The sequence below is a fragment of the Lacrimispora sinapis genome (assembly GCF_043633585.1).
GTDB lineage: Bacteria > Bacillota > Clostridia > Lachnospirales > Lachnospiraceae > Lacrimispora > Lacrimispora sinapis.
In genome coordinates this window covers 1,441,903-1,456,062 of the sequence record NZ_CP141832.1, presented here as the reverse complement: position 1 = coordinate 1,456,062, position 14,160 = coordinate 1,441,903, and the positions used below count along the sequence as shown (strand labels likewise).

Here is a 14,160-nt window from a genome sequence, read left to right as displayed (position 1 = left end):
GTTTTCTTACCATTTTCTTAATATAATTGCAACAGAATTTACTCTGCACATTCCAGCTTGCTGACAGATACTTCATAGGCGATCCGCTTCTCGCATTCTGTCTCACTCAATTTTTTGGTATACTCTCTGCTTTGGACCCTCCCCCAAACCTTCACTCTGGTTCCTACTGAAAATCCGGACGCGTATCTGGCATTTCGTCCCCAGGCAATACAAGGGATGTAATCGGATTTTCCGTAAGGGCGGTTTACTGCAAGCAGCAAATCGGCGATTTCCCTTCCAAGGGGAGTCTTTCTGTAAATGGGAGCTTTACATATGTATCCATCCAAAAAAATCTGATTGGTTTTTGTATAATCGGTAAATTCTTCCATAAAGTGTACTTCTCTTACAAACACGGACAGCACCAGACGGTTTCTGGTTCCTTCATGGCGATTGTAGGAACGGAACTGGCCGATTGCTTCTACCGTACAGCCGCTGTAATCTCCAGTTACGTCAATGAGACGCTCTGAAACCATTAACGGTATCACATCTGCCTGGTCACTGAGACGGTTTACTGCCATGTCCACCATATAGAATCCTTCTCCAAATACCTCATGGCTGAAGGTGAAGCCGGAGATAATCTCTCCGATAACGCTTACTTTGTTGTTTTCAATCATTTTTTCTGACATAGTATTTCTCCTCTTCTTTCACTTATTTGCTAATACGCTTCACAGCTATTATTAAATTTATGTGATAGAATGCTCTAAAATGATAAAAAACAATCCAAAAATATCGACAGAACCAGGCATGATGCACAAAAATAATGGAGAATGCCGCCAGATCACCGAATATTCGGCCACCTAAGTCAGCATCCTCCATTTTATTACAGATTATCCTAATGATTTTTTATTGCTGGAAGACCTTTTTCTCATGGTCGGGTCAAGAATTTTCTTTCTGATCCGAAGGCTTACAGGAGTGATCTCCAAAAGCTCGTCTGTATCAATGAAATCAAGGCTCTGCTCTAAGCTCATTTCCTTTGGCGGGGTCAGTTTGAGGGCTTCATCCGCACTGGAGGAACGGGTATTGGTAAGTTTCTTTGTCTTGCAGACATTAATTTCAATGTCCTCCGCTTTCGGATTCTGTCCAATGACCATACCGGAATATACTTTTACTCCGGCTCCGATAAATAAGGTTCCTCTTTCCTGCGCATTGAAAAGACCGTAGGTGATGGATTCTCCGGACTCATAAGCGATCAGGGAACCGGATTTTCTATAGGAAATCTCTCCCTTATATGGTGCATAACCGTCAAAAGCCGTGTTCATGATACCATTTCCCTTAGTATCTGTCATGAACTCCCCGCGGTATCCGATCAGACCTCTGGAAGGGATGGAAAACTCCAGTCTTGTATAGCCTCCGTTTGCCGGACTCATGCCCTGAAGCTCTCCTTTCCGGCCGGTAAGCTTCTGAATGACAGCTCCTGTAAATTCCTCAGGTACATCAATATAGGCGATCTCCATTGGTTCCAGTTTTTGATTTCTTTCGTTGTAATGATAAAGAACCTCTGCTTTGCTGACCGCAAACTCAAAGCCTTCTCTTCTCATGTTTTCAATCAATACGGATAAATGGAGTTCTCCACGTCCGGATACCTTAAAGCAGTCCGGAGATTCTGTCTCTTCTACACGAAGGCTGACATCGGTATTTAATTCACGGAACAAACGCTCTCTGATATGACGGGATGTGATGAATTTACCTTCCTGACCTGCAAGAGGACTGTCATTTACCATAAAGTTCATGGCAATGGTTGGCTCAGAAATCTTCTGGAACGGAATGGCCACAGGATTTTCCACAGAGCAAAGGGTATCGCCGATATGAATATCTGAAATGCCGGATATGGCAACGATAGCACCGATGGAAGCCTCCTGGACTTCTACCTTGTTAAGACCTTCGTATTCGTAAAGCTTACCTACTTTTACTTTGCGGAATTTGTCAGGTTCATGATGGTTTACGATCACACATTCCTGATTTACCTTAATCTTGCCGTTATCCACTTTCCCTACACCGATACGGCCCACGTATTCATTGAAATCAATGGTACTGATCAAAAGCTGAGTGGATGCAACCGGATCGCCTTCCGGAGCGGGAATCTGGTCGATAACCGTCTGGAATAAAGGAGCCATGTCCACATCTTCATCCGTAAGGGCTTTTTTCGCAAATCCAGCCTTTGCAGATGCATAGAGAAATGGGCAGTCAAGCTGTTCTTCACTGGCATCAAGATCCATTAAAAGCTCTAATACTTCTTCCTCCACCTCTTCCGGTCTTGCTTCGGGGCGGTCGATTTTATTGATACAGGTAACTACGGAAAGTCCCAGTTCCAGAGCTTTGCGAAGAACGAATTTGGTCTGGGGCATAACACCTTCATAGGCATCCACAACCAGGATAACGCCGTTTACCAGCTTTAACACACGTTCCACCTCGCCGCCGAAATCTGCATGTCCTGGCGTATCAATGATGTTGATCTTTGTACCTTTATAATGTACGGCTGTATTCTTTGATAAGATCGTGATCCCACGTTCTCTTTCGATATCATTGGAGTCCATAACGCGCTCCATTACTTCCTGATTTTCACGGAAAATACCGCTCTGCTTTAACAGGGCATCAACCAGTGTTGTTTTGCCGTGATCGACGTGGGCAATAATTGCCACATTTCTTACGTCTTCTCTTTTCATCTTCATAAAATGTACTCTTCTTTCTCTTCTTTCAACAAAGAATGCACTCCAGCCGCCCAAGAGGCAAAAACCAGAGAACATTTTTATAATACGGACAAACCCATGTCCATACCATAAAAAACTAAGGACCGGTTCTGTCCTTAGTTCCATTAACATTATCACGATTAGTTAGTATAACATCATGTATTTGATATTGCAAGATTTTTTTCTTGTTTTTTTGCAGTTACTTACCTATTCTGAAAATAAAAGGACTTCTTTTTCCAGTATGCCATAATAAACCTCTTCCAATTCAAGAAACTCTGCTTTTCCGCTTGTTGCTTCCCTTATTTCTGCATTTAACTTCCCGATTTTCTCATCAGGCACAAGAATGGTCAGCTCTACCTTGTCCGTATATTGGCTGTCTAAGGTTGTAATTTCCTGCTGTGCGAGTAGGTACTGAATCTTTCCGATTCCATTATAATCTGTGTAAACCGCAATTTTTTTAGCGGGTTCGACGGTTAATAGCTTACACGCTTTCAGTCCTTCTTTTACCGCTCCCGAATAGGCTCTCACAAGCCCTCCTGTGCCAAGCAGGGTTCCTCCGAAATAACGGGTCACCACCACACAGACATTTACGATCTGCTCTCCCTCTAAAATATCAAGCATGGGCTTTCCTGCGGTCTGGCTTGGCTCTCCGTCATCGCTGCAGCGTTTCTCTTCCCCTTTTTTACCGATGATCCACGCATAGCAGTTATGTCTGGCATCCCAGTATTTTTTTCTCATTTCTTCTATAAAAGCCAGTGCTTCCGCCTCTGACCGTACGGGTCTGAAATTCGCGATAAAACGTGATTTTTTTTCGGTGATCTCCCCGGTTGCGCCTTCGTATAAAATCCGGTAAGACGTTCTCATAAGCAGCCTCATTTCTCTTTACTTCCATAAATTTAAAAATTTCTCTCATTATATCGAAAATTGGTATTTCAATCAAGCCTTCATGTATATTTCTCCATTTTTTCTCCGAAAATGGTAATTGTTGAATTGCTGCCCTATTTTTGGTATAATGGACCAGTAAAGGAGGTTTCCTATGAATTACGGCAAACAAGCGACAGAGAAGAAAATCCGATCTGCCAATTCAAAAGCAAGGAAATACACCAATAAAGTTTTTCTGGCTTTTATCAAAAGTCTATTTGTACTGTGCCTGTTCGGCGGTATTATAATCGCCAGTGTTGGAATCGGCATGGTAAAAGGAATCATAGACAATGCTCCTGATGTAGATATATCAACCATCGTCCCCAATGAATATGCATCCACGGTCTACGACAGTGCCGGGAACATCACCGAAACTCTGGTGACTGCAGGTTCCAACCGGGAGGAAGCTACTTATGAAGAACTACCTAAAAATTTAATAAATGCTTTTGTTTCCTATGAAGATTCCCGTTACTGGGAACACAACGGAATTGATCTGCGTTCCATTTTACGTGCCGCAAAAGGGGTTTTGACCGGTGATTCCTCTGCAGGAGGCGGAAGCACCATCACCCAGCAGCTGATTAAAAACAGCGTGTTTGGCGGCGGTATGGAAAAAAGCTTCGGCGAACGTCTGGAACGTAAGCTTCAGGAATGGTTTTTGGCTGTCAAGCTGGATGGTGCCATGTCCAAGGAGCAGATCATTACCAATTACTTGAATACCATCAACCTTGGCAACAACACGCTTGGAGTAAAGGTAGCCGCCAAGAGGTATTTTAATAAGGATGTAAAGGACCTGACGTTGTCCGAATGTACCGTTTTGGCAGGAATCACACAGAATCCTTCCAAATTCAATCCAATCACCGGCCAGAAGTTAAACGCTGCAAAGCAGAAAGTAATTCTTCAGTACATGCATGACCAGGGCTATATTACAAAGGAAGAGGAAGAACTTGCTCTTTCTGACGATGTTTACTCCAGAATCCAGAATGTGGACATGGCAGCCAAAGAGACGTCCACTCCTTACAGTTATTTTACCGACGAACTGGTGGAACAGGTCATAGCAGCCATGAAGACCCAGTTAGGCTATACGGAAACTCAGGCCCACAACATGCTGTACAGCGGGGGATTGTCTATTTATACCACACAGGACCCTGGCATCCAGACTATAGTGGATGAGGAAATCAACAATCCTGAAAATTATTCGGCGGCCCGCTATTCCATCGAATACCGGCTTTCCGTCACCCACAAGGATGGGACTACCAGACATTATTCGGAGAAGCAACTCCAAAGATATCATAAAGAAAATGTGGATGCTGGGTTTGACGGATTATACAACACAGAACAGGAAATCCAGAATGATATTGACGGCTACAAGGCAGAACTGATCAAAGACGGGGACACCATTATAGGCGAAAGCCTTCATAAAACACTGGAGCCCCAGGCTTCCTTTGTTATTATGGATCAACGAACCGGGGAAGTGAAAGCAATCAGCGGCGGACGGGGGCAAAAGACGGCCAGTCTGACGTTAAACCGTGCCACCAACACATACCGGCAGCCTGGTTCTGCTTTTAAAATCCTGACTTCATTTGCACCTGCCTTAGATACCAGCGGGGCCACTCTTGGAACCGTTTATTACGATACCAATTACACGATCGGAAAGAAAACCTTCCGCAACTGGTATAGTTCCGGTTATCAGGGTTATTCCAGCATCCGGGATGGGATTGTTTATTCCATGAACATTGTGGCAGTCCGCTGTCTGATGGAAACAGTAACCCCGCAGCTGGGAGTGGAATATGCGAAGAATTTCGGGATCAGCTCCTTAACGGATACCGATTATAACCCTGCCCTGGCGCTGGGCGGTATCACAAAAGGTGTGTCAAACCTGGAACTGACCGGTGCTTTTGCCACCATTGCTAACGGAGGCGTGTATACAAAACCTGTCTTTTTTACTAAAATACTGGATCACAATGGAAAAGTCCTAATTGAGAACAAGCCGGAAACTTACCGGGTTTTAAAGGATTCCACTGCATTTCTTTTAACGGATGCCATGGCTGACTCCATGAAAAGCAGCAGAAAGTTTTCGAGCAACGGACCGTCTTCTACCAGTACGGCCGCAAGCATACCGGGTATGTCGGCTGCCGGAAAAAGCGGAACCACATCAGCAAACAATGATATCTGGTTCGTAGGATATACTCCTTACTATACTGCCGGCATCTGGGGCGGATGCGATGACAACCAGAAGCTTACCAAACAAAACGGAGGGACCTCCTTCCACAAAGCCATCTGGCGGAAAATCATGACCAGAGTACATCAGGGCATGTCAGACCCAGGGTTTGCCGTACCAGACAGCATTGAAACGGCTGAAATCTGCCGTAAATCCGGTAAGCTGGCAGTTACAGGAGTCTGCACCGAAGATCCGAGGGGCAATCCGGTGTATACGGAATATTTTGCAAAAGGAACCGTTCCCACGGACGTCTGCAACAACCATGTGCGTGCTACGGTTTGTGCGACTTCTCACAAACTACCCACCCCATATTGTCCGGAGCGTACCACCGCTGTATTTATGGTTCTGCCGGCCGGAGAAAATGGGATCACGGATGATTCAAAATATGCGATGCCGGGATATTGTACCATTCATTCGGCTAATTCCATTATTATTCCGCCGGGGAATGTTCCGGATAATCCAGGGCCTTCAGAAGATGCTCCTCAGCAATATGGTCCGGGACCGGCACCACAGGTACCTCAGCCGCCACAGACGCCGGGAGGCTTTTGGCCTTGGGGATACTGATTCCTTTCCAGAATAGGAGAAACCGCATCATAACGGTAACGCTGTACTGCGATGAGCAAACAAAGGCCGAATAAAGGGGGACACCCAAGATAGTGTCCCCCTTTATTCGGCCTAATGTCAACCCTTCATCTTTGGCTTAAATATAATAGAGCCTAAATATCCAAAGATAAGAGCTCCAGATATGCCGACTGCACTGGCAGTAAATCCTCCTTTGAATAACCCCAAAAAGCCATCTTCTCCTATGCTCTTCCAAACGCCCTTCCAAAGACTGTTTCCAAATCCAAGGAGAGGAACTGTGGCCCCTGCACCTGCCCATTCAGAAAATGGCTGATAAAGTCCCAGCGCACCAAGAATGCTTCCGCTTACCACCAGCAGTACCATAATACGGCCTGGCATTAGTTTTGTATTGTCCATTAATATCTGGATTAATGCACAAATCGCTCCCCCTACTAAAAATGCTTTTACGTAGTCCATCGCTTACTCCTTTCCTCTTATGACTGGTTTTCAATATGCTCTATGACAACTCCGTGGGCAATTCCGGGAATGGTTTCTCCTTCATTGAAGCTGACAGTGGAAAGCAGGGCACCTGTGGGGACAAACAAAACCCTTTTCCACTCTCCGCTCTGTACTTTGGGGAGAATATAAGCACATAGTGTTACGGCAGAACAGCCGCAGCCGCTTCCTCCCGCGTGGGTATCCTGCGCCTCGCTGTCATAGATTTCAATCCCGCAGTCCATATGAATCTTTTCCAAATCATGGCCTTTGTTTTTCATAAAGTCCAACAAAATGGTGCGGCCCACCGTTCCCAAATCTCCTGTTATAATTTTATCGTAATAGGATTCATCCACGGAAAAGTCGTCAAAATTCTGCTGAATGGTGTGAAAGGCTGATGGAGCCATTGCGGCTCCCATATTCATGGAATCCTTGATTCCCATATCCACCATGCGTCCCGTGGTGATTCCGGTTATAGCAGCAATTCCTTCCTTTTTGTTTTTACCCAGAATGATGGAACCGCATCCGGTTACGGTCCAGGAAGCGGAAAACGGCCGTTGATTTCCGTATCCCAGGGGGAAACGGAATTGCTTTTCTGCCGTTGCAAAGTGGCTGGAAGCCATGGCCATGATTTTATCGGCATAGCCGCCTGCTACGGTCATTGCACCAAGGTTTAGGGCTTCCCCCATGGTGGAGCAGGCTCCGAATAAGCCAAACAGCGGTATTTCCAGATCCACAGTACCAAAGGAAGTGGCGATCAGCTGTCCAAGCAAATCTCCCGCAAACAAATAGCGGAGATCTTTTCTCCGGATATCACCTTTTTCTATGGCAAGATCAGCGGTCTGTTTTTGAAGAGCACTTTCTGCTTTTTCCCAGGTGTCCGCTCCAAACATATCATCCTGCTCTACCATATCGAATAGTTTTCCCAAAGGGCCTTCCCCTTCTTTTTTACCGACGATTGATGCCATACTTTCAATGACCGGCGGTTCCTCAAATTTAATGCTTGCTTTTCCTACCTGCATATCTTCTCTCCATTTCTCTAATTGTTCCTTCCTACAGTATCCCAAAAGCCATTAATACATAGGCGATAACTCCAAGAATCCAGGAGCTTAATATTCCATATAAGATGACGGGTCCGGCGATGGTAAATATCTTGCAGCCGATCCCAAATACCTGGCCTTCCGCTTTAAATTCCACAGCCGGGGCCACGACAGAGTTTGCAAAACCTGTAATCGGCACCAATGCACCTGCACCTCCGAATTGGACGATTTTCGGATAGATATTCAGTCCCGTTAAAATGACGCTGGAGGCAATCAGGACCAGAATCGTCCAGGATGAGGCAGCCTCTTTTTCAAGTCCCATATTCATAAAAATATTGGTGATGAACTGGCCCAGGGTACATATGATCCCCCCTACCAGAAATGCCTTTATGATGGAAGGCCATTTTTTGTGTACCGGTGTTACTTCTTTTACATACGCTTCATACGCTTTTTTGTTTATCTCCATTGTTTTCCTCCGTTCTGTACCATAGTTGCCGCATTTACTGTCCGAACCGTTCCGCAAAAAATACCAGGGATCCCAGTAATTTACCAAGGCCCAGGGAAAGAATGATATACTGCAGACCAACCCCAAGATGAATTCTGCGGCTGATGACAGGAAGTGCTTTTAACGTTTCTGCAAGTGACATGACCAGACAGCCTACAAAGATTCCTACGGCCAGGCCATAAGTCCCCAAAGCTACATTCCCCCCAAAGCCAATTGGAAATTCATAAATATCAAAGATATTTCCGAGTACACCTCCAAGAATGATGCACGTTTCAAAAAGAATGATGTGTTTATGGGTCTTGGTATATCCAATAATCCGGGGGAAAACTCCGATCATCGCTAAAAAAGCAAAAACGCCGGCTGCGATAATGCCGCCAGCGCTTAACCCGATAAAACCAAGAAATACTTCTTTAAGTAACATCAATATCGGACTCCTTTCTTCCATCGTTCTGGATCAGAGTTTTGCTGACATTATCTTCATAAAGACGCATTTCCACCTCAATAGGCGTCGGATCGGTATTGATCTTGAATTTTGCAAAATGATTAAAGAATCCGACGATTCCCAAAAACAAGCCGACAGAATAGCAGATTTCAAGAATTGTAAATCCGCTTGATTCTTCTCTCATTACAATTTTATAAATTTCCTTAAATACATCCGCAACATTCACATCGTTGTTAAAGGTAATAATTGCGAAAGAAGCACCACAGAAACATATGATGCATACAAATATGGTTTTGGCCCATTGCCATGCCCAGTGAGGAGGCTTGGGTTTATGGTAATCAATGATATATTCTACTTTCCCCACATTTGTGACAGAAATGGACGGGTCCATTTCCACCAGCTTCTTAATGACATCAAGAGCGCTTTCCACATACCTTTTATTCTGATCCAAATGAATGGTTTTGATCCTCATGGCATTGCACTTATTCATTGTGGCAGAATCGTCACAATATACATCTGCTACATCCTTTAATTGGATGTCTTTATGATGAACCTCGGTAATTTCTCTAATATTTAAGTATACTGTTTTGTTCATGAAATCACCGTCCCTATTCCGGGAAATGCTTCTACAAGAGTACCTTCTTTTTCAAGACCATCCGGCATAACAGCAATCATATACCAGATAGCTGCTGCAATTGCAATCAGGCACACGATAAGAAGTGCCATGACAAGCTTGTGTTTAACGGATTCCATACGTGCTCACATCCTTTTCTCTGGTTTTTCAGAATTAGTATGAGCCGTACCAATTTTTTTATTCTATAATTTTTCACGCATTTGTTTTAAAATCTTTTTTTCCAGCCGGGAAACCTGAACCTGGGATATTCCCAGTTTTGCTGCGATCTGACTTTGAGTTTCATTGTAGTAATAGCGCCTGATGATGATTTCCCTGTCTTTGTCAGAAAGCTCCGTAAGCAAGTCCCGAAGCACCATTCGGTTTAGAAGCTCTTCCTGGGCTGAGCTTTCCTCTTCGATTTTATCAATCAGCAAAATGCTGTTTTCATCATTTTTATTGACGGAACGATATAAAGATTCCACCTCGGCACCGGCTTCCATGGAGGCTGCTACTTCTTCTTTGCTGGCCCCGATTTCTCCGGCGATCTCCTCCACCGTAGGCTCTCTGCCAAAACGGAACACCAACTCTTCTCGCACCCGCTTCACTTTTAATGCCATTTCCTTAATGGAACGGCTGACTTTGATGATTCCGTCATCTCTTAAAAACCGTTTGATTTCTCCTGTAATCATGGGTACCGCATAAGTGGAAAATTTCACATCATAGGATAAATCAAATTTGTCAATGGCTTTCATCAAGCCTATGCTTCCGATCTGAAATAAATCCTCAGGTTCATACCCCCGCCCTGTAAATCTGCGTACAATGCTCCAGATCAACCCGAAATTGTCGGTCACGAGCTGATCCCTTGCCGCTTTATCTCCTTCGTGAGCCATTTGTATCAATCTCATGGTCTCATCCATAAGGCTCACCCTTTAATCTTCTTTTTCATGGTCACGGCAGTTCCTTCATCCGGCGCCGACTGTACTTCCACCTCATCCATAAATGCTTCCATAAAGGAAAATCCCATACCGGTGCGCTCTCCGTCAGGATCTGTGGTATACATAGGCTCCATGGCCTGCTTAATATCCGGGATTCCAATTCCGGTATCCCGAATGGTAATGGTGATCTCCTGACCTTCCACTCCAACTTCCAGGTATATGATCCCTCCCTTCCCCTGATATCCATGGATGACTGCATTGGTAACTGCCTCCGACACGGCTGTTTTTACATCATCCACCTCTTCCAGAGTAGGATTTAATCTCGCCATAAAAACAGCCACTGCCACTCTGGCAAATTCCTCATTCTTTGATAAGGCCTCCAATTCCATTTTCAGAATTTCTGGTTTGTTTTGTTCAGACATACGTTCCTCCTCAACCTGTGACTGCTGCTTCCTTAGAGTCATATAATTTCATTAATTTTAAAATGCCTCCCATTTTAAGAATGCGGAGAGCCTGGGCGCCTGCACCGTAGATGGCAACGGTTCCTCCGCTTAATGCCATCTGTTTATAACGATTCAGCAAAATTCCTAATCCCGAAGAGTCCATGAATCTGGTTTTTGTAAAATCAAACAGAATCCGTTTGATGTAATTTTCCGAAAGGATCAGATCGGTTTCGTATTTGAGTCCTGAGCAGTTATGATGATCCAACTCCTCCGGCAGATGTACGATCAGTGTATGACCATCTGCCTCATATGTAAAGTGCGGTTGATTCATATGCAATCTCCTCCATTCTTTATTGTCTTTCCGTAATAGAAAAAAAGACACCACAAAATAAGATTTCTCTTCTGTAGTGTCTTTTTCACAGAACGTTTTTAAAAACCGCGTTCTGCTTTTGCTTTTGCAGATAATTCCACATCTTTGCTGTTATTGATAATATCAGAAAACAGTCCATTGGCCTGGTCCTTCTGGTCCATAGCCTTATAAATGACTGCTGCCTTAAATTTTGCCTGCCAGCTGGCTGGTTTCAGCTCAATGCATTTGGAATAGTAAACAAGTGCTGTCTGGCTGTCACCGGCTGCCGTTGCTTTATCCCCAAGGTTTTCCAGTACGGATGTGCCTTTCTCAGCCATATCTTTTCTGATCTCTCCAATGACTGCCTGTACATCCTCTGAAGTGATAAGAGTCGGGTCCAGACCGGCATAAATCTTGACTGCCGTATTAAAATCATCCTTTTTATACGCTTCAAGAATGCCTATGACTGCCTGGTACTGGGCTAATATGCTGTCTGCATTATTGGTTAAAGATGCCAGGGAATCCTCTGCTGCCTTTTTCTCTGCTTTTAAATGTTCCAGCTGGTCACTGAGGCTGTCCACTTTTTTATTGGCCTGACTCAGCAGTTCGCTGTATTTGAGCATCTCCCTGTTATGAGCCTCATTGATGGATTTTGTATTGGCAGGCATGACCACAAAAAAGATTACGGCTGCCCCCAAAACAAGTCCGGCCAGAATATTCATAACGGCCTGATCTTTGGTATTCTCCCGGTAGCTGGGAGGTATGATCACATCATCATCTTCCATCTGCCTGTGGGAAAGCACATTTTTCAGCTTTCGCTTTTCCGGTTCCTTCTCAGGCTTCATATTCACACCGGAAGACTTTATTAACGATTTATAGTACAGGGCTTTTGGGTGGCTGCAGTCAATCTGCAGCACTTTATTAACTGCCTTTCCGGCTTTTTGGTAATCTCCTCTGGCAATGCAGAGTATGGCAAACAAAAGCTGGGCTTTTACATAGTTGGGCTTGCTTTCCACCACCTTGTTAAGCTGTAATATCGCAAGGTCCTCGCTTCCGTTCTGTGCATATACCAGCGCCTGATTAAATCTGCGCACCAGACGCCGCTCATTATCCATAGTGCCTTTTTTCCGCTGTATCTCTCCCAGATAATAATCTGCCCGGTTCTCCTCCGGCTGAAGATTCATGCTGATTACCCATTGAACCAAAGCATCGCCCACCTCTCCGACCTCATAATAAATCAGTCCCAGAAGGTTTCTTGCATCTGTCATATATTTATTAAAATGCAGGCTTTTCTTCAGGCATTCCGCTGCTCCTGATAGATCCCTGAGCCTTGCCTTTTCCAGTCCCATGTTGTAATAGCTGTTTGCTATGAAACGGGTTTTTCTTTCATAATCCATATCGTAACCGCCTATTCCTTGCTGACTTCTTTGATAAGATCCATTATTAAGTCTTTCATATCTGTCAAATCGCTTTTTACAATGGCATCTTCAATGGCATCAACCTCAAGGCTTGGCCTGTATTCGTTAATTTCAGCTTCAAAATCAATCATAAACCGTTCCTCCTTAAAACTGCTTTAATTTCACCCATTAAGTAAAGGGAGCCAACGCAAAAAAGCAGGTGGCCTTCCTCCCTTTCTTTCAGCATATATAAAACAGCCTCTTCTACTGTGGTAAATCCTATTGCCTGGTTTTTGCATACACTTTGAAATTCCTGAAGAAGAATTTCCGTGTCCATTCCCCGTTCCGAATCAATATGAGCCACCGCCACCTGATTGAGAGGAAGGGCATTTGCAATCCTTTTTATCATTTCACCGTGAGCCTTGCCGGATACTGCCGAAAACAACAGGTCTGCTTTTTTTTGTCTCTTTTGGCATAAACCGGACGCCGCTTTTATAAATGCCTCGATTCCACCCGGATTGTGGGCCCCATCAAGAAATACGCCCGGCAGAACTTCTTCCATCCTCGCCGGCCAGCGCATCTGCGCAAATCCGTCTCTAATGCCTTTTAATCCAGCCAATCCAGCCGCCTCCAAAGCACGATAGGAAAGAAGTCCATTCATGACCTGATATTCCCCGTGGGAAGGTATAAAAACCTCGGTAAGCTCTCCTTTTGTATCAAAAAATCCGGCTTTAAAGCCCATATCTTCGTAACTGGTTATCTGATAGTCCTGCCTGTCCACCTCGTAAAAGGAAACACCAAGTGCTTCTGCCCTGCGTTTTATTACGGAAGCCGCCTGACGGTCATTCCCGTCAAAGACCACCGGGACACCTTTCTTAATAATGCCAGCCTTTTCCGCTGCGATTTTTTCAATCGTATCCCCCAGATATTCTGTATGATCCAGACTGACCGAGGTAATTACCGATACCATCGGGTGTCTTATGACATTGGTAGTATCAAGCCTTCCTCCCAGCCCTGTTTCCAATATAACGTAATCCACGTTTTCTTTCCGGAACAGGTCCATGGCCATATAAAACAGAAATTCAAAATAGGAAGGATGGCAGAACCCTTTCTCCATCATATTCTCTGAAAGTTCCCGAACACTTTCGTAGCTTTTTAAAAATGTATTTTCAGATACCATCTTTCCATTTATGGAAAAACGTTCTCTTGTCTCAATCAGATGGGGAGAGGTAAATGTCCCCACACGAAACCCAGAGCTTATTAAAGCAGACTGAAGAAATGCGCATACCGATCCCTTCCCATTGGTTCCGGCCACATGAAAAATCTTCATATCCTCATCCGGCTCTCCCATCTCACACAAAAAGCTTCGGATATCTGCCAGAGAATTTTTCTTTTTGGCCCACATGGGAATCCTGCCTAAGTATTCCTCTGCCGTCTCGTTCACCTTCATCGTTAAAGTACCAACTTCCATCGTTAAATTAAACCTTGATTTTACTCCTAAAAGGGAAAATCAAC

Annotated in this window: 16 protein-coding genes; 1 reads left to right on the top strand and 15 read right to left on the bottom strand. The window is 44.5% G+C overall.

Annotated features, from left to right (window positions below):
• Window positions 1–38 precede the first annotated feature (38 nt).
• The 3 genes from VIG27_RS06625 to VIG27_RS06615 form a co-directional block, all read right to left on the bottom strand.
• Window positions 39–665, bottom strand: coding sequence for a single-stranded DNA-binding protein (locus VIG27_RS06625; RefSeq protein WP_394526355.1), 627 nt, complete (start codon window positions 663–665; stop codon window positions 39–41).
• Between the two features lie 201 nt (window positions 666–866).
• Window positions 867–2,708, bottom strand: coding sequence for a translational GTPase TypA (typA, locus tag VIG27_RS06620; protein WP_394526352.1), 1,842 nt, complete (start codon window positions 2,706–2,708; stop codon window positions 867–869).
• 225 nt (window positions 2,709–2,933) lie between these two features.
• On the bottom strand, window positions 2,934–3,590 hold the full coding sequence (locus tag VIG27_RS06615; protein WP_394526349.1) for a YigZ family protein: 657 nt from the start codon (window positions 3,588–3,590) through the stop codon (window positions 2,934–2,936).
• Window positions 3,591–3,762: 172 nt separating this feature from the next.
• Here VIG27_RS06615 and VIG27_RS06610 point away from each other — a divergent pair, with 172 nt between their 5' ends.
• Window positions 3,763–6,429: a transglycosylase domain-containing protein gene (locus tag VIG27_RS06610; RefSeq protein ID WP_394526347.1), complete on the top strand. Its 2,667-nt coding sequence runs from the start codon at window positions 3,763–3,765 to the stop codon at window positions 6,427–6,429.
• A gap of 117 nt (window positions 6,430–6,546) precedes the next feature.
• On the opposite strand, the gene spoVAE is transcribed toward VIG27_RS06610, so the two are convergent.
• The 12 genes from spoVAE to VIG27_RS06550 form a co-directional block, all read right to left on the bottom strand.
• Window positions 6,547–6,903 carry a stage V sporulation protein AE gene (gene spoVAE / locus VIG27_RS06605; RefSeq protein WP_394526345.1) on the bottom strand — a complete coding sequence of 119 codons (357 nt, stop codon included), beginning with the start codon at window positions 6,901–6,903 and terminating at the stop codon, window positions 6,547–6,549.
• 17 nt (window positions 6,904–6,920) lie between these two features.
• A complete protein-coding gene (gene spoVAD, locus VIG27_RS06600; protein ID WP_394526342.1) occupies window positions 6,921–7,943 on the bottom strand; it encodes a stage V sporulation protein AD in 1,023 nt (340 codons plus the stop codon).
• A gap of 31 nt (window positions 7,944–7,974) precedes the next feature.
• Complete coding sequence (locus VIG27_RS06595; RefSeq protein WP_394526339.1) at window positions 7,975–8,427, bottom strand: SpoVA/SpoVAEb family sporulation membrane protein; 453 nt, start codon at window positions 8,425–8,427, stop codon at window positions 7,975–7,977.
• 34 nt (window positions 8,428–8,461) lie between these two features.
• Window positions 8,462–8,890 (bottom strand): stage V sporulation protein AB, encoded by a 429-nt coding sequence (locus VIG27_RS06590; RefSeq protein WP_394526336.1) that lies wholly within the window; start codon window positions 8,888–8,890, stop codon window positions 8,462–8,464.
• The gene (locus VIG27_RS06585) at window positions 8,877–9,503 is read right to left on the bottom strand and encodes a stage V sporulation protein AA (protein WP_394526334.1); all 627 of its coding nucleotides are present in this window, start codon (window positions 9,501–9,503) and stop codon (window positions 8,877–8,879) included. Before VIG27_RS06585 ends, VIG27_RS06590 begins: the two co-directional genes overlap by 14 nt.
• The gene (locus VIG27_RS06580; protein ID WP_394526332.1) at window positions 9,500–9,661 is read right to left on the bottom strand and encodes a hypothetical protein; all 162 of its coding nucleotides are present in this window, start codon (window positions 9,659–9,661) and stop codon (window positions 9,500–9,502) included. The genes VIG27_RS06585 and VIG27_RS06580 overlap by 4 nt, the downstream gene beginning before the upstream one ends.
• A 63-nt stretch (window positions 9,662–9,724) precedes the next feature.
• A complete protein-coding gene (gene sigF, locus VIG27_RS06575) occupies window positions 9,725–10,438 on the bottom strand; it encodes an RNA polymerase sporulation sigma factor SigF (protein WP_394526329.1) in 714 nt (237 codons plus the stop codon).
• A gap of 5 nt (window positions 10,439–10,443) precedes the next feature.
• Window positions 10,444–10,878, bottom strand: a complete 435-nt coding sequence (gene spoIIAB, locus VIG27_RS06570; protein WP_394526325.1) for an anti-sigma F factor — start codon at window positions 10,876–10,878, stop codon at window positions 10,444–10,446.
• 10 nt (window positions 10,879–10,888) lie between these two features.
• The gene (locus tag VIG27_RS06565) at window positions 10,889–11,230 is read right to left on the bottom strand and encodes an STAS domain-containing protein (RefSeq protein ID WP_394526321.1); all 342 of its coding nucleotides are present in this window, start codon (window positions 11,228–11,230) and stop codon (window positions 10,889–10,891) included.
• 98 nt (window positions 11,231–11,328) lie between these two features.
• Complete coding sequence (locus tag VIG27_RS06560) at window positions 11,329–12,645, bottom strand: tetratricopeptide repeat protein (RefSeq protein WP_394526318.1); 1,317 nt, start codon at window positions 12,643–12,645, stop codon at window positions 11,329–11,331.
• An 11-nt stretch (window positions 12,646–12,656) separates the two neighbouring features.
• Window positions 12,657–12,797, bottom strand: a complete 141-nt coding sequence (locus VIG27_RS06555; RefSeq protein ID WP_394526316.1) for a hypothetical protein — start codon at window positions 12,795–12,797, stop codon at window positions 12,657–12,659.
• Entirely contained in the window at window positions 12,794–14,095 is a 1,302-nt protein-coding gene (locus VIG27_RS06550; RefSeq protein WP_394526313.1) for a bifunctional folylpolyglutamate synthase/dihydrofolate synthase, read from the bottom strand. Before VIG27_RS06550 ends, VIG27_RS06555 begins: the two co-directional genes overlap by 4 nt.
• Window positions 14,096–14,160: the final 65 nt, after the last annotated feature.

Coding starts and splice junctions, on each gene's coding strand:
- VIG27_RS06615 (WP_394526349.1), bottom strand. CDS start 3,590: ATGAGAACGTCTTACCGGATTTTATACGAAGGCGCAACCGGGGAGATC.
- typA (WP_394526352.1), bottom strand. CDS start 2,708: ATGAAGATGAAAAGAGAAGACGTAAGAAATGTGGCAATTATTGCCCAC.
- VIG27_RS06595 (WP_394526339.1), bottom strand. CDS start 8,427: ATGGAGATAAACAAAAAAGCGTATGAAGCGTATGTAAAAGAAGTAACA.
- VIG27_RS06565 (WP_394526321.1), bottom strand. CDS start 11,230: ATGAATCAACCGCACTTTACATATGAGGCAGATGGTCATACACTGATC.
- spoIIAB (WP_394526325.1), bottom strand. CDS start 10,878: ATGTCTGAACAAAACAAACCAGAAATTCTGAAAATGGAATTGGAGGCC.
- VIG27_RS06625 (WP_394526355.1), bottom strand. CDS start 665: ATGTCAGAAAAAATGATTGAAAACAACAAAGTAAGCGTTATCGGAGAG.
- VIG27_RS06550 (WP_394526313.1), bottom strand. CDS start 14,095: ATGAAGGTGAACGAGACGGCAGAGGAATACTTAGGCAGGATTCCCATG.
- VIG27_RS06580 (WP_394526332.1), bottom strand. CDS start 9,661: ATGGAATCCGTTAAACACAAGCTTGTCATGGCACTTCTTATCGTGTGC.
- spoVAE (WP_394526345.1), bottom strand. CDS start 6,903: ATGGACTACGTAAAAGCATTTTTAGTAGGGGGAGCGATTTGTGCATTA.
- sigF (WP_394526329.1), bottom strand. CDS start 10,438: ATGGATGAGACCATGAGATTGATACAAATGGCTCACGAAGGAGATAAA.
- VIG27_RS06560 (WP_394526318.1), bottom strand. CDS start 12,645: ATGGATTATGAAAGAAAAACCCGTTTCATAGCAAACAGCTATTACAAC.
- VIG27_RS06585 (WP_394526334.1), bottom strand. CDS start 9,503: ATGAACAAAACAGTATACTTAAATATTAGAGAAATTACCGAGGTTCAT.
- spoVAD (WP_394526342.1), bottom strand. CDS start 7,943: ATGCAGGTAGGAAAAGCAAGCATTAAATTTGAGGAACCGCCGGTCATT.
- VIG27_RS06610 (WP_394526347.1), top strand. CDS start 3,763: ATGAATTACGGCAAACAAGCGACAGAGAAGAAAATCCGATCTGCCAAT.
- VIG27_RS06555 (WP_394526316.1), bottom strand. CDS start 12,797: ATGATTGATTTTGAAGCTGAAATTAACGAATACAGGCCAAGCCTTGAG.